General features: G+C 57.7%; 17 protein-coding genes. 14 read left to right on the top strand and 3 right to left on the bottom strand.

Features of this window, described 5'->3' with window-relative positions:
- The first annotated feature begins 16 nt into the window (after positions 1 to 16).
- From ACOTWU_RS12030 to ACOTWU_RS12000, 7 genes are read left to right on the top strand one after another with little or no spacing between them, the layout of a single operon-like run.
- Positions 17 to 871, top strand: a complete 855-nt coding sequence (locus ACOTWU_RS12030; protein WP_015570496.1) for a MurR/RpiR family transcriptional regulator — start codon at positions 17 to 19, stop codon at positions 869 to 871.
- 12 nt (positions 872 to 883) lie between these two features.
- Entirely contained in the window at positions 884 to 1,456 is a 573-nt protein-coding gene (gene ddpX, locus ACOTWU_RS12025; protein ID WP_015570495.1) for a D-alanyl-D-alanine dipeptidase, read from the top strand.
- 15 nt (positions 1,457 to 1,471) lie between these two features.
- Complete coding sequence (locus tag ACOTWU_RS12020; protein ID WP_003857078.1) at positions 1,472 to 3,004, top strand: ABC transporter substrate-binding protein; 1,533 nt, start codon at positions 1,472 to 1,474, stop codon at positions 3,002 to 3,004.
- Between the two features lie 23 nt (positions 3,005 to 3,027).
- Positions 3,028 to 4,050, top strand: coding sequence for an ABC transporter permease subunit (locus ACOTWU_RS12015; RefSeq protein ID WP_252049283.1), 1,023 nt, complete (start codon positions 3,028 to 3,030; stop codon positions 4,048 to 4,050).
- Entirely contained in the window at positions 4,047 to 4,943 is an 897-nt protein-coding gene (gene ddpC, locus ACOTWU_RS12010) for a D,D-dipeptide ABC transporter permease (protein WP_006810694.1), read from the top strand. The genes ACOTWU_RS12015 and ddpC overlap by 4 nt, the downstream gene beginning before the upstream one ends.
- On the top strand, positions 4,940 to 5,926 hold the full coding sequence (locus ACOTWU_RS12005; RefSeq protein ID WP_032671167.1) for an ABC transporter ATP-binding protein: 987 nt from the start codon (positions 4,940 to 4,942) through the stop codon (positions 5,924 to 5,926). Before ddpC ends, ACOTWU_RS12005 begins: the two co-directional genes overlap by 4 nt.
- On the top strand, positions 5,919 to 6,845 hold the full coding sequence (locus tag ACOTWU_RS12000) for an oligopeptide/dipeptide ABC transporter ATP-binding protein (protein WP_045345153.1): 927 nt from the start codon (positions 5,919 to 5,921) through the stop codon (positions 6,843 to 6,845). Before ACOTWU_RS12005 ends, ACOTWU_RS12000 begins: the two co-directional genes overlap by 8 nt.
- On the opposite strand, the gene ACOTWU_RS11995 is transcribed toward ACOTWU_RS12000, so the two are convergent.
- Positions 6,842 to 7,591, bottom strand: coding sequence for an SDR family oxidoreductase (locus ACOTWU_RS11995; RefSeq protein WP_003857073.1), 750 nt, complete (start codon positions 7,589 to 7,591; stop codon positions 6,842 to 6,844). The genes ACOTWU_RS12000 and ACOTWU_RS11995 overlap by 4 nt on opposite strands.
- Positions 7,592 to 7,728: 137 nt before the next feature.
- Between ACOTWU_RS11995 and ACOTWU_RS11990 the strand changes: the two genes are divergently transcribed.
- Positions 7,729 to 8,634 (top strand): LysR family transcriptional regulator, encoded by a 906-nt coding sequence (locus ACOTWU_RS11990; protein ID WP_126498551.1) that lies wholly within the window; start codon positions 7,729 to 7,731, stop codon positions 8,632 to 8,634.
- 23 nt (positions 8,635 to 8,657) lie between these two features.
- On the opposite strand, the gene ACOTWU_RS11985 is transcribed toward ACOTWU_RS11990, so the two are convergent.
- Both ACOTWU_RS11985 and ACOTWU_RS11980 read right to left on the bottom strand, forming a co-directional pair.
- Positions 8,658 to 9,086, bottom strand: coding sequence for an OsmC family protein (locus ACOTWU_RS11985; protein WP_003857069.1), 429 nt, complete (start codon positions 9,084 to 9,086; stop codon positions 8,658 to 8,660).
- A gap of 69 nt (positions 9,087 to 9,155) precedes the next feature.
- Complete coding sequence (locus ACOTWU_RS11980; protein ID WP_023303768.1) at positions 9,156 to 10,043, bottom strand: LysR family transcriptional regulator; 888 nt, start codon at positions 10,041 to 10,043, stop codon at positions 9,156 to 9,158.
- Between the two features lie 111 nt (positions 10,044 to 10,154).
- Here ACOTWU_RS11980 and ACOTWU_RS11975 point away from each other — a divergent pair, with 111 nt between their 5' ends.
- The 6 genes from ACOTWU_RS11975 to ACOTWU_RS11950 all read left to right on the top strand — a co-directional run bounded on the left by ACOTWU_RS11975 (position 10,155) and on the right by ACOTWU_RS11950 (position 16,097).
- Positions 10,155 to 11,006 carry a Vmh family MBL fold metallo-hydrolase gene (locus ACOTWU_RS11975; RefSeq protein ID WP_045335124.1) on the top strand — a complete coding sequence of 284 codons (852 nt, stop codon included), beginning with the start codon at positions 10,155 to 10,157 and terminating at the stop codon, positions 11,004 to 11,006.
- Positions 11,007 to 11,057: 51 nt separating this feature from the next.
- Positions 11,058 to 11,579 carry a VOC family protein gene (locus ACOTWU_RS11970; protein ID WP_017693390.1) on the top strand — a complete coding sequence of 174 codons (522 nt, stop codon included), beginning with the start codon at positions 11,058 to 11,060 and terminating at the stop codon, positions 11,577 to 11,579.
- A gap of 141 nt (positions 11,580 to 11,720) precedes the next feature.
- Complete coding sequence (bdm, locus tag ACOTWU_RS11965) at positions 11,721 to 11,936, top strand: biofilm-dependent modulation protein (RefSeq protein ID WP_015570485.1); 216 nt, start codon at positions 11,721 to 11,723, stop codon at positions 11,934 to 11,936.
- A gap of 95 nt (positions 11,937 to 12,031) precedes the next feature.
- A complete protein-coding gene (sra, locus tag ACOTWU_RS11960) occupies positions 12,032 to 12,169 on the top strand; it encodes a stationary-phase-induced ribosome-associated protein (protein ID WP_000841561.1) in 138 nt (45 codons plus the stop codon).
- Positions 12,170 to 12,345: 176 nt separating this feature from the next.
- On the top strand, positions 12,346 to 14,043 hold the full coding sequence (locus ACOTWU_RS11955; protein WP_006810704.1) for an NAD-dependent malic enzyme: 1,698 nt from the start codon (positions 12,346 to 12,348) through the stop codon (positions 14,041 to 14,043).
- 344 nt (positions 14,044 to 14,387) lie between these two features.
- The gene (locus ACOTWU_RS11950) at positions 14,388 to 16,097 is read left to right on the top strand and encodes an ABC-F family ATP-binding cassette domain-containing protein (RefSeq protein ID WP_126498552.1); all 1,710 of its coding nucleotides are present in this window, start codon (positions 14,388 to 14,390) and stop codon (positions 16,095 to 16,097) included.
- Positions 16,098 to 16,179: the final 82 nt, after the last annotated feature.

The following is a 16,179-nucleotide window of genomic DNA, read 5'->3' as shown; positions in this document are numbered from 1 at the left end:
TTAACAGCGAGGCGGTATGACGACCAAACCTGAGGTGTTGAGCCGTATCGAAGCGACCTTTAGCCAGCTCACCCCGAGCGAAAAACGGGTGGCAAGCTGGATGCTGGCGCACGTCGGGCAGATCCCCTTTGAAACGGCAGAGAGCGTGGCGCTGGCCACGGCAACCAGCGGGATCACCGTCGGACGCTTTCTGCGCAAGCTGGGCTATCGCAACCTGGACGACGCCAAAAAAAGCCTGCGCAATCCCCACCAGCCCTGGGGTATTAACGAGCGTCTCGACTCCTGGAAGCAGCAACAGCCGCTGTCGGATCGCCTTCAGCACTCCCTGTCGCTGGAGGTGGACGCCATTGCCCATGTCTACCAGCTGGCGCAAAGCGAAACGTTCAGGCAGGTGGTCCAGCAACTTACCCATGCCGACGCCGTCTTCGTGCTGGGGATCCAGTCCACGCGCGGGATCGCCAATGCGTTCTTCAGCCATCTTGAGTATCTGCGCCCGCGGGTGAGCTATTCCGAAGGGCTCTCCGGTAGCTGGGTGGAGTCGCTTAACTCCGGCTTTTCTAACCCGTATATCGTGCTGACGGATACCCGCGCCTACTCCGCCATTGCCCGCCAGTACTGCCGCGTGGCGAGCGAAAAAGGCCTGGCGATGGCGCTGATCACCGATATCTGGTGCCCGTGGGCGCGGGATTATCCGATTGATTTACTCCAGGTGAAGACCGATACCGGCCATTTCTGGGATTCGCTGGCGCCGGTGAGCTGTCTCTTCAACCTGCTGCTGTCGGGCGTTGTGGAGGCGCTGGGCGATGCGCTGCCGGAACGTCTGGCAATCAACCGACAACTACAACAAGAGTTTGGTCAATTTGAACGCTAAAGGAGCGGAGCTATGCCTGAAGAGAGTCAACTGATTGATGTGGCGAAAACCTTTCCCACGCTGCATATCGATCTGAAATACGCGACCGCCGATAACATCACTGGCCGCCCGATCTACCAGCACGCCGCGTGCCTGTTGCATACGGATGCCGCCACAGCGCTGGCGAAAGCGATCAGCATCGCCGCGCTGGCCGGTCTGAAGCTGGTGGTTTACGACGCCTACCGCCCCCAGCAGGCGCAGTCGCAACTCTGGGATGCCTGCCCCAATCCGGAATACGTGGTGGATGTCGCGATTGGCTCTAACCACAGCCGGGGCACCGCCATTGACGTCACGCTGATGGATGAACACGACAACGTGCTGGATATGGGCGCCGGGTTTGACGAAATGCACGACCGTTCTCATGCCTGGCACCCTTCCGTTCCGCCCGAGGCGCAGCGAAATCGTCTGCTCCTGAACGCCGTGATGTACGGCGGCGGTTTTGTGGGCATCAGCAGCGAGTGGTGGCATTTCGAACTGCCGAACGCCGCCAGCTACCCGCTGTTAGATGACCAGTTCGCCTGTTATCCGACCACATACTCACTCTAATTCTGGAGCCCGGCCATGAAAACTACGCTGCTTACAACCCTGATTGCCGCTACGCTCGCCCTGAGCGCCCCTCTCGCGCTGGCGGCGGTGCCAAAAGATATGCTGGTGATTGGGAAAGCTGCCGATCCGCAAACGCTGGATCCGGCGGTCACTATCGATAACAACGACTGGACGGTGACCTACCCCTCGTACCAGCGTCTGGTGAAATACAAGCCTGGCACCACGGAGGTGGAAGGCGATCTGTCGACGGGCTGGAAGGCGTCTGACGACCAGAAAGAGTGGACGTTCACCCTGGCAGATAATGCAAAATTTTCGGACGGCACGCCGGTGACCGCCGAAGCGGTCAAGCTGTCGTTTGAACGTCTGCTGAAAATTAATCAGGGACCTTCCGAAGCGTTCCCGAAAGATTTGAAAGTGGACGCGGTGGATGAGCATACGGTGAAATTCACCCTCAGCCAGCCGTTCGCCCCGTTCCTCTACACGCTGGCCAATGACGGCGCGTCGATCGTCAACCCGGCGGTCCTGAAAGCCAATGCCGCCGACGACGCGCGCGGTTTCCTGGCGCAAAACACCGCGGGTTCCGGACCGTTTATGCTGAAAAGCTGGCGGAAAGGTCAGCAGCTGGTGATGGTGCCCAACCCACACTGGCCGGGTGAAAAGCCGCACTTCAAGCGCGTCTCGGTGAAGATTATCGGTGAAAGCGCCTCGCGTCGCCTGCAACTTTCCCGTGGCGATCTGGATATCGCCGACGCCCTGCCGGTGGATCAGCTTGCTGCCCTGAAGCAGGAAGGCAAAGTGGCCGTGGCGGAATACCCGTCCCTGCGGGTGACCTACCTCTATCTGAACAACAGTAAGCCTCCGATGAATCAGGTGGATTTGCGCCGTGCGGTCTCCTGGGCCACCGATTATCAGGGGATGGTGAAAGGCATTCTCAGCGGGAACGGCAAGCAGATGCGCGGCCCGATCCCGGAGGGCATGTGGGGCTTCGATGCGAACGCCATGCAGTACAGCTTTGACGAGGCTAAGGCCAAAGCGGCGCTGGAGAAAGTCAACGATAAACCGGCCAGCCTGACGTTCCTCTACTCCGATAACGACCCGAACTGGGAGCCTATCGCCCTCTCCACGCAGGCGAGCCTGGGCAAGCTGGGGATTAACGTCAAGCTCGAGAAACTGGCGAACGCCACCATGCGCGACCGCGTCGGCAAAGGTGATTATGACATTGCGATTGGTAACTGGAGCCCGGACTTCGCTGACCCGTACATGTTCATGAACTACTGGTTCGAATCGGACAAAAAAGGGCTGCCGGGTAACCGCTCATTCTATGAGAACAAAGAGGTCGATGCATTGTTGCAGGCGGCACTGAAAACCACCGATCAGGCGGAACGCACCAAAGATTACCAGCAGGCGCAGAAAGTGGTGATTGACGAGGCGGCTTACGTTTATCTGTTCCAGAAGAACTACCAGCTGGCGATGAACAAAGAGGTCAAAGGCTTCACCTTTAATCCGATGCTTGAGCAGGTCTTTAACATCGCCACCATGAGTAAGTAACGGCCCACGCCGGGGGGAAGTGTATGACGTTCTGGAGCATCGTGCGCCAGCGCTGCTGGGGGTTAATCCTGGTGGTGGCCGGTGTCTGTATTATTACTTTTATTATTTCACACCTGATCCCCGGCGATCCGGCCCGCCTGCTGGCCGGTGACCGCGCCAGCGATGAAATCGTGCAGGGCATCCGCCAGCAGCTGGGGCTGGATCAACCGCTCTATATTCAGTTTGGCCGCTATGTAGAGGCGCTGGCGCACGGCGATCTGGGCACCTCCATTCGCACCGGTCGCCCCGTTGCGGAAGATTTGAAAGCCTTTTTCCCCGCCACGCTGGAGCTGGCCTTCTGCTCTTTGCTGCTGGCGCTGGTGATTGGCGTACCGCTGGGCATTTTATCGGCGGTGTACCGTAACCGCTGGCTGGATCACCTGGTGCGACTGATGGCGATGACGGGCATCTCGACGCCTGCCTTCTGGCTGGGACTGGGGGTAATCGTTCTGTTCTACGGGCAACTGCAAATTCTGCCCGGCGGCGGCAGGCTGGACGACTGGCTCGATCCGCCTGCCCACGTTACCGGCTTTTATCTGCTGGACGCCCTGCTGGAAGGCAACGGCGAGGTGTTTTTCAACGCCCTACAGCACCTGATTCTACCCTCCCTGACCCTGGCCTTTGTGCATCTGGGTATTGTGGCGCGTCAGGTGCGTTCCGCGATGCTGGAGCAACTGAGCGAGGATTATATTCGTACCGCCCGCGCGAGCGGGTTGCCGGCCTGGTACATCGTGCTGCGCTACGCCTTACCCAACGCCATGATCCCCTCCATTACCGTGCTCGGGCTGGCGCTGGGCGATCTGCTGTATGGGGCAGTCCTTACCGAAACCGTGTTTGCCTGGCCGGGAATGGGAGCCTGGGTGGTGACCTCCATTCAGGCGCTGGACTTCCCTGCCGTCATCGGCTTCGCGGTCGTGGTATCGCTGGCCTATGTCTTCGTCAATCTGGTGGTGGATCTGCTGTATCTGTGGATCGACCCGCGAATCGGGCGCGGAGGTGCCGAATGATGTTAACTCAGGAAACGCCCGTCCCCGTCAGCACCGCCAAACAGCGCATCAACTGGGCAAAGCTGTTCTGGATGTTACGCAAAAGCCCGCTCACGCTGATCGGCGGGGTGATTATGATCGTGATGCTGCTGATGATGGTGGTCTCGCCGTGGATAGTCCCGCACGATCCGAACGCGCTGGATCTGACCGCGCGATTGCAGGCGCCTTCAGCCCAGCACTGGTTTGGCACCGATGAGGTGGGCCGGGATCTGTTCAGCCGCGTGCTGGTGGGCAGCCAGCAGTCCATCACGGCGGGGCTGGCGGTGGTGGTGATTGCAGGCGGCATCGGTTCTCTGCTCGGCTGTTTGTCCGGCGTACTCGGCGGACGCGGCGACGCCATCATTATGCGTATCATGGACATTATGCTCTCCATCCCCTCGCTGGTGCTGACGATGGCGCTGGCCGCCGCGCTCGGCCCAAGCCTGTTTAACGCGATGCTGGCGATTGCGATTGTACGCATTCCGTTTTACGTGCGGCTGGCACGCGGGCAAACGCTGGTGGTGCGCCAGTTCACCTACGTGCAGGCCGCCCGCACCTTTGGCGCATCGCGCTGGCACCTGATCAGCTGGCATATCCTGCGTAACGCCCTGCCGCCGCTGATCGTACAGGCGTCGCTGGATATCGGCAGCGCCATTCTGATGGCCGCCACGCTGGGCTTTATTGGATTAGGCGCGCAGCAACCCACCGCCGAATGGGGCGCGATGGTGGCCGTGGGGCGTAACTACGTGCTTGACCAGTGGTGGTACTGCGCGTTTCCGGGGGCGGCAATTCTGATCACGGCAGTTGGGTTTAATCTGTTTGGCGATGGTCTTCGCGACCTGCTGGATCCCAAATCAGGAGGGAAGCAGTCATGAGTGATTCCGTATTATCGATTGAAGATTTGCACCTGAGCTTCCCCATTTTTCGCGGTGACGTCCACGCGCTCAACCACGTTTCGCTGGAGATTGGCCGGGGTGAAATTGTCGGCGTGGTGGGCGAATCCGGCTCGGGAAAATCGGTCACCGCGATGCTGGCGATGCGCCTGCTGCCGGAAGGCAGTTACCATATTCACCATGGACGGGTCACGCTCCTCGGGGAAGATGTCCTGAACGCGTCGGAAAAACAGCTTCGTCAGTGGCGCGGCGCCAGGGTGGCGATGATTTTTCAGGAGCCGATGACGGCGCTCAACCCCACGCGCCGGATTGGCAGGCAAATGGTGGAGGTGATCCGCCAGCATCAGTCGCTTTCCCGCCGCGACGCGCAGCAGAAGGCGATCGCCCTGCTGGGCGAGATGCAAATCCCGGATGCGGCACAGGTGATGGATCGCTATCCGTTTGAGCTTTCCGGCGGTATGCGCCAGCGGGTGATGATCGCCCTTGCCTTCTCCTGCGAGCCGGAGCTGATCATTGCCGATGAGCCGACCACCGCGCTGGACGTGACCGTTCAGCGTCAGGTGCTGCGTCTGCTGAAACACAAAGCGCGCGCCAGCGGGACGTCGGTGCTGTTTATCAGTCACGATATGGCGGTGGTGTCGCAGCTTTGTGACCGGATGTACGTTATGTACGCGGGCAGCGTGATCGAAAGCGGCAGCACGCAGACCTTGATCCACCATCCTGTGCATCCCTATTCGATTGGCCTGCTGCGGTGTGCCCCGGAAAATGGTGAACCGCGCGAGATCCTCCCGGCCATTCCCGGCACGGTGCCTAACCTCAGCCACCTCCCGCGCGGATGTGCTTTTCGCGAGCGCTGTTTTGCTGCCGGAGCGAAATGCAGCGAAACGCCGCGCTTAATTTCCACGGGCGCAGAAGGCCAGCAGGCTGCCTGCTGGTACCCACAACAGGAGAGACGCCATGTCTGAGGTACTGCTGGAACTGGATAGCGTGCATGTGAATTTTCCTGCGCGCAAAAACTGGCTGGGGCGTGTGACGGAGCAGGTACACGCCCTCAACGGCATGGATCTCCGGATCCATCGCGGCGAAACGCTGGGCGTTGTAGGGGAATCCGGCTGTGGAAAGAGCACGCTGGCGCAGCTGCTGATGGGCATGCTCAAACCGAGTACCGGTGCCTGTCAGCGCGCGAATGCGGCAGGCGGTATGCAGATGGTATTTCAGGACCCGCTCTCGTCCCTCGACCCGCGTTTACCCGTCTGGCGCATCATTACCGAGCCGGTGTGGATACAGCAACGCCGCAGCGAACGGGAGCGTCGTCAGCTGGCTGAGACGCTGGCGCAGCAGGTGGGCATTCGGGCGGAATATCTTGACCGCCTGCCGCATGCATTTTCGGGCGGACAGCGCCAGCGCATCGCTATTGCCCGGGCGCTCTCTTCGGATCCGGACATCATCGTGCTGGATGAACCTACCAGCGCGCTGGATATTTCCGTCCAGGCGCAGATCCTCAATTTGCTGGTTGCCCTGCAACAGCAGCGAAATCTGACCTACGTGCTGATCTCGCACAACGTCTCGGTGGTCCGGCACATGAGCGACCGGGTGGCGGTAATGTATCTGGGGCAGATCGTGGAGCTGGGTCCGGCGGACCAGGTGCTGGGCAAGCCACGGCATCCGTATACGCAGCTGCTGCTTGACTCCGTTCCCCGTACCGGAGAACCGCTGGACGAAGATCTGGCATTACGCAAAACCGATCTCCCCGGTAATCGCCGCCTGCCCGATGGCTGCTACTTCCGCGACCGCTGCCCGCTGGCAGTTGAAGGATGCGAACGGCCGCAGCCGCTTCAGCCCGCAGCCGGAGACCGAAGCGTACGCTGCTGGCGTAACCGCTAGATTTGCGCCATCCCGCCATCGACAAACAGCTCCGTGGCGTTTATAAAGCTGGCGGCATCGGACGCCAGAAACGCCACGGCTTTTCCGACTTCGCCCGGCGCGCCCAGGCGACCCAGCGGCACCTGGGCCGCCAGCGCATCGTATAATCCCTGACGCTGTTCTTCGGGAACCAGATCGCCAAGACCGGGCGTTTTCACGGGGCCAGGGCTGACGACGTTGACGCGTATCCCGCGGCCCTGTAAGTCCAGCGCCCAGGAGCGGGCAAAGTTACGCACGGCGGCTTTACTGGCGCTGTAGACGCTAAAATTCGCCGTCCCCTTAATTGAAACCGTCGATCCGGTGAGGATAATGGATGAACCAGAGGAGAGCAGCGGCAGCGCTTTCTGGACGGTAAACAGCACGCCGCGCACGTTGGTGGCAAAAATCCGGTCAAACTGCTCCTCGGTGATGGCGCCCAGCGGCAGCATGTCGCCGCCCCCGGCGTTGGCGAACAGAATATCGAGCCGTCCTTCTTCTTTAGCAATCTGCGCGTAAACCGCATCCAGATCGGCCATTCTGGAGACGTCCGCGCGGATAGCTACCGCCGCGGCGCCAATGTCTGCCCGCGCAGCATCCAGTTCGGCCTGACGACGTCCGGTAATATAGACCTTCGCTCCCTGCGCCGCCAGCTCCTGTGCCGTTGCGAGACCAATACCGGTGCTGCCGCCGGTCACCAGAGCGATTTTTCCTGCAAGCGTTGTATTCATACTCATAACCTTCTGTTGTGATGTAAAAGAGGAGCGTTTGCCCGCGTCAGGCAGACTTTAGATCTTGCGGGATTCGTGATAAACGGGCAAAAATGAAAATGAATTTTCACAGCAGGAAATAATCAGAGGAGATCTGTGTGGATCAGCTAATGGCAATGCGCGCCTTTACGCGGGTGGTTGAATCCGGAAGCTTTACCCGAGCGGCAGACTCCCTGAACATGCCGATAGCTACGCTGAGTAAGCTGGTAAAATCACTTGAAGCGCACCTGGAAACACGGCTGCTGCATCGTACTACGCGCCGGGTGGTCACGACGGCAGAAGGCATGGAATACTACGAGAAAGCGCTGCGGGTATTAATCGATATAGAGGACATTGATACCGCCTTTCGCGCATCGTGCTGCACGCCTAAAGGCCATTTGCGTATCGACGTGGGGGGGTCAACCGCCCGGGACGTGTTGATCCCCCTGCTGCCGGATTTTTTTCAGCGCTACCCGGACCTGCGCATCAACCTGGGGGTAGCCGACCGTCCGGTAGACTTAATCAGTGGAAACGTAGACTGCGTGATCCGCGGCGGCCCGCTGGATGACTCTTCACTTATCGCCCGGCATATCGGTGACGCCCGGATGATAGCCTGCGCGACGCCGGGCTATCTTAAGACTCACGGCATCCCTGCCTATCCGCAGGAGCTGCGCAACGGCCATAAGCTGATTAGCTACCTTTCCCCCGTTACCGGACGCACATTCCCGTTTCGGTTCCTCGATCGGGATGAACCGCTGGAGATCAGCGTTCCGCACCATCTTGGAGTCAATGAAAGCAACGCACACCTGGCCGCGGCGCTGGCGGGTTTAGGGATTATTCAGACGTTTGGCTATGCTGCGAGAGCGCATCTGGAAACGGGCGCGCTGGTAGAGATCCTGAGCGACTGGCGTCCTAAGGCGTATCCTTTTCACGTGGTCTATCCACAGAGTCGGCATTTAACACATCGCCTGAGAGTGTTTATTGCGTGGCTTGCCGAGGTCTTCCCTGCGTCGGTGAAAGGTTAGCCGGGCATTTGCCCGGCCTGATATCAGTTCAGTTTGTAATCCAGCGTGATTTCGGCTTTCAACAGCTGCGACACCGGACAACCCGCCTTCGCCTTCTGAATAATGCCGTCGAACTGCTGAGGATCGATACCCGGTACCGTCACCTTGCTTTGCAGCGCCACTTTGCTGATGGCAAAACCACTGTCGGTTTTATCCAGCGAGACATCCGCCGTGGTATCGATGGAATCGGCGGTATAACCCGCTTCGCCCAACATTAGCGACAGGGCCATAGAGAAACAGGCCGCGTGCGCTGCGCCAATCAGCTCTTCCGGGTTGGTCCCTTTTTCGCCCTCGAAGCGGGTGTTAAAGCCGTAAGGTTGCTGGTTAAGGACGCCACTTTCTGTTGAGACCGTCCCTTTGCCGCGTTTGATGTCGCCAGACCAGTGTGCTGAACCGTGCTTATGAATCGTCATTCTTGCTCTCCTTTTGGCTTACAAAGGGATAAGTATAGGACGCATAATCCATTTTGCAGGGAAGACAGATTAGTCCGAGCGCGTGGCAAGGTGGTTTGCCAGCGCGTCGAGGAACACACGCTGCGCCGCAGGCTGATAGTCTCGCGACTGATAAATACCAAAAATACCGATTGGTTTTGGCGTAAAGGCGCTGAGCACCGGCACCAGGCTGCCCTGCCTTAGCGCCGCGTCGGCCTCGCGCTCGGGCAGCATGGCAATACCACAGTGGTTTATCGCCGCCTCCATCAGCAGTGACGAGATGCTGGCGCTGAGATTGCCGCTGACCGCCGTCGTGATCGGCTCCCCTTCGGGCGTCAAAAAACGCCACGACTGACCGGCAAAAAAGCTGTAATGCAGGCAGTTGTGCCGTGCTAAGTCCTCCAGCTGCTCTGGAACACCCCGGCTGGCAAGGTAGTGCGGCGAAGCGCAAAGTACGGACCGACACTCTCCCAGTCGGCGGGCGATCATGCCCGGTTCGGGGTTATCGGTGATGCGGATCGCCACGTCAATTCGCTCGCCCACCAGGCTTACCGGATGGTTGTTAACATCCAGCTCAATGCGCAGCTGAGGGTAACGCTGCAACAGATCGGGCAGCACCGGAGCGATAATCTGCATCGCGGTAAAATGCGCGCAGGCGACGCGAAGCGTGCCTGAGGGTAAATCCTTCACTGACTGATCTTCAATTTCCTGAGAAATTTGCGAGAGCGTACGCGTCTTTTGCAGGACCTTCTCTCCCGCCGCCGTCAGCGTCAGCTTGCGGGTGGAGCGGTTCACCAGCCGCGCCCCGGCCCACTTCTCCATCTGCTCCAGATAACGGCTCACCATCGGACGGGAGATCCCCAGCGCCCGCGCCGCCGCGCTTAAACTCCCCAGCTCACAGATGCGGTTGTACACCTGGGCGGCAATAACGCGATCCATTTTGACCTCCATTTGCTCGATTTATGAAACTAAGCATCTCCTGTTTCAGGAATTCTGGCAAATGAAGAGATCCGTACAATAGAGACTTTCCTGAAGAACAGAGAGATGACCATGACCATCGCCCGCCTTGCTTTGCTGACAACCCTTTTCACTCCGGCCGTCTTTGCCGCGCCGTTGACCGTTGATACGTACAACCCGCAGGAAAAAGGCATTTTTGCCGTTTCTTCCACCCTGGTGTCTGGCCCGAAAGAGGCGGTACTGTTTGACGCCCAGTTCAGCGTGAAAGATGGCGAAGCGCTGGTAGAAAAAATTCGCCACAGCGGTAAAACGCTGAACAAAATCGTGATCACCTCCGGCGATCCGGATTTCTATTTCGGCCTGCAACCGCTGGTGAAAGCCTTCCCTAATGCCAAAGTTGTCGCCACGCAACAGGTGGTGGACCATATCAAGGCCACAAAAGACGCGAAGCTCGCCTTCTGGGGGCCACAGATGAAAGACGGCGCGCCGACGCAGCTCTACGTGCCGCAAGTGCTTGCCTCAACCACCTTTATGATTGACGGTGAGAGAGTGAATATTGAAGAGCCTGAGAGCTATGCGGCGTATGTCTGGATCCCATCCGCAAAAACCATCCTCGGCGGCACGGGCGTCTCATGGGGCATTCACGTCTGGACGGCAGATACCCAAACGCCGGAAAGCCGCAAACAGTGGCAGCAGACGCTGGATAGCATGGCAGCCCTTAAGCCCGAACACGTTATTCCGGGCCACTACCTGGGGACACCGCCAGCAGGTACCGGCGCTATCGACTTTACCCGTCGCTATCTACAGCAGTTTGAACAGGCCCTCACGGCAGATAAAGCGTCAACCGGCGTCATCAACACAATGAAAAAACAGTGGCCGAATCTGGCGGAAGTCAGTTCGCTGGAACTGAGTGCCAAAGTGAATACCGGCGAAATGAAGTGGTAATAGCCTGATTATCTCCTGCTATATTTAAATTTTTTATAGCAGGAGTTAACTATGCCATCTTCAGTAAGGGGCATCGACCATATCGGTATTACGGTGCCCGACATTGAAAAAGCCACCCTATTTTTTGAACGCGCTTTCGACGCCCAGGTTTTATATCATTCTGTCGATGCGCAAACCGATAATATTGATCAGCCCGCCCAGCAGCACACCTTAAAATTATTTCCCGGCACAAAAATTCACGCCATTCGCATGCTCGTCATGCCCCACGGACCCGGCATAGAACTTTTCGAAATGCATGGCCCTGAACAGGGAATGCCCGCCCGCGCCAGCGACTTTGGCCTCCAGCATTTTGCTGTTTATGTTGATGATTTTGATAAGGCGATAGCCGCTTTCACCGCTGCTGGCGGGGAGATGTTTACCGCGCCAAAGCCGCTCACGTTTCCGGATGAGCAAGGTGAAGGTAATGCTTTCTGCTATGGGCAAACCCCCTGGGGCAGCATTGTAGAATTGATTTCCTGGCCAACGCCCATGCCTTATGAAAAAACGACAAATTTACGCCGCTGGAAACCCTGAATTTTATTTCTGTGCTACGGGAGATGATATTTTTATTTCCAGGACGAATCTGAACCACAACGGCGAAAATATTTGCCAATCTGAATGCGAATTACGATTTTGCACGCCGTAACATTAAACAGACAACGACACGGAGGCAGCATGTTTACTTATTACCCGGCACATACCACAGCAGCACAACCCGAACTCGTTAACGCGATTGCGCAGGGTCTCCAGGCGGAGCACGGTGTTGTTACCGAAGATGACATTTTGATGGAACTGACCAGGTGGGTGGAAGCCACAGACAATGACATCCTCAGTGACATCTACCAGCAAACCATCAACTATGTGGTCAGCGGGCAAAATGCACCTTTGTAAAAACCTGCTAAGCTGGATCTGCAACCTAAGGGGTTACATTTCGTTTGCGTGAGCAAACTTGTCCTTAAAACTATCAACGGGATTGAGGAGTTAATATGAAATCGAACCGTCAGGCACGCCACATTCTGGGACTGAACTACAAGCTCTCTAACCAGCGCAAAGTGGTTATTGAAGAGGGGAGCGAAACGCAAGTGACCCACGCCACCGGCAGGAAACGTCAGGCAGGCAAGTAAGTTCCAGTACCAAATCCACAACACCATCGGTTACCCCGGTGGTGTTTTTGTTTATGTGTTGCGGTAATTAATATTTAGCTCCTTTATAATACCGCCCGACCGCACCCCGTAGCACAGGCCAGAAAGATGACAAACAGCAGTGTCAGGGACGGATCTTCTTAAAAAGAGTGAGTGACATGGACAACAAACTGAAAAAACATCGTTCCCTTTATATTCCTTACGCCGGTCCGGTTTTACTGGAGTTTCCCCTTCTGAACAAAGGCAGCGCCTTTAGCATGGAAGAGCGCAGCAGCTTTAACCTGCTGGGTCTGCTGCCTGAAGTGGTTGAAACCATTGAAGAACAGGCGGAACGCGCCTGGATCCAGTATCAGGGCTTTAAAACCGAAATCGATAAGCACATCTACCTGCGTAATATCCAGGACACGAACGAAACCCTCTTCTACCGCCTGGTGCAGAACCATCTCGAAGAGATGATGCCCGTCATTTACACCCCAACCGTCGGCGCGGCGTGTGAACGCTTCTCAGAGATCTACCGACGTTCCCGCGGCGTGTTCATCTCCTATCAGAACCGTCACAACATGGACGACATTCTGCAAAACGTGCCTAATCACAACATCAAGGTGATCGTGGTAACCGATGGCGAACGTATTCTGGGCCTTGGCGACCAGGGCATTGGTGGGATGGGGATCCCCATCGGTAAGCTCTCGCTGTATACCGCCTGCGGCGGGATCAGCCCGGCCTACACGCTGCCGGTTGTGCTGGACGTGGGGACCAACAACCAGCAACTGCTGAACGATCCGCTGTACATGGGCTGGCGTCACCCGCGCATTACCGACGACGAGTACTATCAGTTTGTTGATGATTTCATCCAGGCCGTGAAGCACCGCTGGCCGGACGTGCTGTTGCAGTTCGAAGACTTCGCGCAGAAAAACGCCATGCCGCTGCTGAACCGCTACCGCGATGAGATCTGCTCGTTCAACGATGACATTCAGGGCACTGCGGCAGTGACAGTGGGGACGCTGATTGCCGCGAGCCGTGCGGCAGGCAGCCAGCTCAGCTATCAGAAAATTGTCTTCCTGGGTGCAGGCTCCGCAGGCTGCGGCATCGCCGAGCAAATTATTGCCCAGACCCAGCGCGAAGGCTTAAGCGAAGAGCTGGCTCGCTCCCGCGTCTTTATGGTGGACCGTTTTGGCCTGCTGACCGACGGTATGCCAAACCTACTCCCGTTCCAGACCAAACTGGTGCAGAAGCGTGAAAACCTGAAAAACTGGGATACGGATAACGAAGTGCTCTCGCTTCTTGACGTGGTGCGCAACGTGAAGCCGGACATTCTGATCGGCGTATCCGGGCAGACCGGCCTCTTCACGGAAGAGATTATTCGCGAGATGCACAAGCACTGCGAACGCCCTATCGTGATGCCGCTGTCTAACCCGACTTCACGCGTGGAGGCAACGCCGCAGGATATCATCGCCTGGACAGAAGGTAAGGCACTGGTCGCGACCGGCAGCCCGTTTGATCCGGTGCTGTGGAAGGACAAACTCTATCCCATCGCACAGTGCAATAACTCCTATATCTTCCCGGGTATTGGTCTGGGGGTTATCGCCTCCGGCGCGTCACGCATCACCGACGAAATGCTGATGTCCGCGAGCGAAACGCTGGCAGGTCACTCACCGCTGGTGAATAACGGTGAAGGCCTGGTACTGCCGGAGCTGAAAGACATTCATAAAGTGTCCCGCGCAATTGCCTTCGCGGTAGGCAAAATGGCGCAGCAGCAAGGCGTCGCGGTGAAAACCTCTGCCGATGCGTTGCAGCAAGCGATTGACGATAACTTCTGGATGCCGGAATACCGTAGCTATCGTCGTACTTCTATTTAAGCATTGCCCCTCACCCAGCCCTCTCCCCAAAGGGGAGGAGGGTTAGGGTGAGGGGAATATACGGCACCTCCCACTAGCCAAACCCATTTTCCCCCGCTACACTCCCTTCATCCATTAACCTACTGAATATATAAGGAGGCCAATTATGCTGTACTGTGAAATTTTCAATGTTTCACATACATTTGGTGATCGCACCAGCTCAAGCGTTATCGGTATCGTGCTGCGATAACTTCCGCTTGAGCGAAGACACCAACCCCTGAAATCCCTTCTCTCGGGCTTACTGAGTTATCGTCAGCGATGTTTGACGAGGCATAAACATGCCTGTAACTCCTGGGTAAGCAACAATGAGCACTTTACTCACTGCACATTCTTTACGCGTTGATACAGCGTTCGGCACGCTCTTCGACTCTCTCTCCTTTACGTTGAAAAAAGGCGATCGCATCGGCCTGCTGGGTGATAACGGCTGCGGAAAAAGTACGCTGCTGAAAATCCTCGACGGGACGCAGTCCCCTGCTGCCGGAACCGTTTCACTGGCGGGGCATTGCCTGCTGGCGCGCGTGGAACAACATCTGCCGGAGGCCCTTTATCCCCTGACCATGCTGGATGCGGTGCTGGCGCAGCTGCCGATCGGTGAGCGCGGCAGTTTGCGCTGGAAAGCCGAGTCGCTGCTGGCCGGAATGGGCTTCACGACGCAGGAAACGGCGTTAACCTCCGCCACGCTGAGCGGCGGCCAGCATACGCGGTTGCTGCTGGCACGAGCGTTGATAAGCGATCCGGATCTGCTGCTTCTGGACGAACCGAGCAACCACCTTGACCTGCCGACCCTGCTGTGGCTGGAGCAGTTTCTACAAAACTGGTCCGGCAGCTTTGTGCTGGTCTCACACGACAGGCAACTGCTGGACGCGGTAACCAACGGCAGCTGGATCCTGCGCGATAAAACGCTGCACGCCTTTGCCCTTCCCTGCACTGCCGCCCGTCTGGCGCTCGACGCAAAAGACGAAAGCGATGCGTTGCGCCATAAGGCAGAGCAAAAAGAGATCGACCGCGTCACGGCCAGCGCACGGCGTCTCGCGACCTGGGGCAAGGTCTATGACAACGAAGATCTCTCCCGTAAGGCTAAGCAGATGGAAAAACAGGTCGAACGCCTGAAAGAGACCCAGACGGAACTGACGGCGGGAAGCCCGTGGACCTTAACCCTGCGCGGGGACGCGCTTCGCGCCGACCGCCTGCTGGAAATGACTCACCTCGGCGTCCCCCCGGCGCCGGGTCTGCCAGACCTGTTTACTCTCGACAGCGCGCGGCTGAAGAGCGGCGATCGCGTGGCGATTGTGGGTCGTAACGGCTGCGGAAAATCGTCGCTGCTGAAGCTTATCTGGCGACATTTTCGCGACGAGATCGCGGACGAGCGGCTTAAGCGTCATCCGCGCGTCTCACCCGGCTACTACGACCAGACGCTGCACCAGTTGCCAGATGATGCAGCGCTGCTTGATGCACTGGAGCCTTTCGCGCCAGATCCGCAGACCCGTAAAATGGCGCTCATCAGTGCCGGGTTCCCGTGGGCGCGTCACGGGCAAAACGTCAGTACGCTGAGCGGCGGGGAACGTTCGCGCCTGCTGTTCGTCGGCCTGACGCTTGCCCGTTATAGCCTGCTGATGCTGGATGAACCGACCAACCACCTGGACATGGAAGGCAAAGAGGCGCTGGCGGAAACGCTGCAACAGTTTGAAGGCGGAGTGCTGCTGGTGAGCCACGATCGTCAGTTAATTAGCCAGAGCTGTAACCGCTTCTGGCTGATTGAGGACGGCAGGCTGAGCGAATGGCACGATGCGGAGGCGGTGTTTGAGCGCCTGCGTGAGGACACCGCTCCGGTTGTACCTGAGGCATCGAATAACGCATTGAAGGCACCCTCTTCAGCGTCTGACGATCTGCTCGAACGTCTGGTTGCCCTGGAAACACTGCTGGAAGAAGATTTGGCGCGCAAGCCAAAACATCAAAAACCGCAGTTACAGGCGCAATGGCGAAAAGAGATTGAGGTGATAGAAGCGCAACTGTAAATCTGAGCCCGGCGGTGACGTCGCCGGGCCAGTGTTTTTCACCCCAATTTATGAGGGGTACAGCCTTTTCTTAATCCGAAAA

It is taken from the genome of Enterobacter cloacae complex sp. GYL001, from assembly GCF_049237125.1.
GTDB classification, from domain to species: Bacteria; Pseudomonadota; Gammaproteobacteria; order Enterobacterales; family Enterobacteriaceae; genus Enterobacter; species Enterobacter hormaechei_C.
The sequence above is the reverse complement of the archived record's forward strand: the minus strand, read 5'-3'. Positions and strand labels throughout refer to the sequence as shown.

Bases quoted from the DNA above. Each gene is read 5' to 3' on its own strand.
- ACOTWU_RS11970 (WP_017693390.1), top strand. From the start codon at position 11,058: ATGCCATCTTCAGTAAGGGGCATCGACCATATCGGTATTACGGTGCCC.
- ACOTWU_RS11985 (WP_003857069.1), bottom strand. From the start codon at position 9,086: ATGACGATTCATAAGCACGGTTCAGCACACTGGTCTGGCGACATCAAA.
- ddpX (WP_015570495.1), top strand. From the start codon at position 884: ATGCCTGAAGAGAGTCAACTGATTGATGTGGCGAAAACCTTTCCCACG.
- ACOTWU_RS12000 (WP_045345153.1), top strand. From the start codon at position 5,919: ATGTCTGAGGTACTGCTGGAACTGGATAGCGTGCATGTGAATTTTCCT.
- ACOTWU_RS12030 (WP_015570496.1), top strand. From the start codon at position 17: ATGACGACCAAACCTGAGGTGTTGAGCCGTATCGAAGCGACCTTTAGC.
- ACOTWU_RS11955 (WP_006810704.1), top strand. From the start codon at position 12,346: ATGGACAACAAACTGAAAAAACATCGTTCCCTTTATATTCCTTACGCC.
- bdm (WP_015570485.1), top strand. From the start codon at position 11,721: ATGTTTACTTATTACCCGGCACATACCACAGCAGCACAACCCGAACTC.
- ACOTWU_RS12020 (WP_003857078.1), top strand. From the start codon at position 1,472: ATGAAAACTACGCTGCTTACAACCCTGATTGCCGCTACGCTCGCCCTG.
- ACOTWU_RS11980 (WP_023303768.1), bottom strand. From the start codon at position 10,043: ATGGATCGCGTTATTGCCGCCCAGGTGTACAACCGCATCTGTGAGCTG.
- ACOTWU_RS12015 (WP_252049283.1), top strand. From the start codon at position 3,028: ATGACGTTCTGGAGCATCGTGCGCCAGCGCTGCTGGGGGTTAATCCTG.
- ddpC (WP_006810694.1), top strand. From the start codon at position 4,047: ATGATGTTAACTCAGGAAACGCCCGTCCCCGTCAGCACCGCCAAACAG.
- ACOTWU_RS11995 (WP_003857073.1), bottom strand. From the start codon at position 7,591: ATGAATACAACGCTTGCAGGAAAAATCGCTCTGGTGACCGGCGGCAGC.
- ACOTWU_RS11950 (WP_126498552.1), top strand. From the start codon at position 14,388: ATGAGCACTTTACTCACTGCACATTCTTTACGCGTTGATACAGCGTTC.
- sra (WP_000841561.1), top strand. From the start codon at position 12,032: ATGAAATCGAACCGTCAGGCACGCCACATTCTGGGACTGAACTACAAG.
- ACOTWU_RS11975 (WP_045335124.1), top strand. From the start codon at position 10,155: ATGACCATCGCCCGCCTTGCTTTGCTGACAACCCTTTTCACTCCGGCC.
- ACOTWU_RS12005 (WP_032671167.1), top strand. From the start codon at position 4,940: ATGAGTGATTCCGTATTATCGATTGAAGATTTGCACCTGAGCTTCCCC.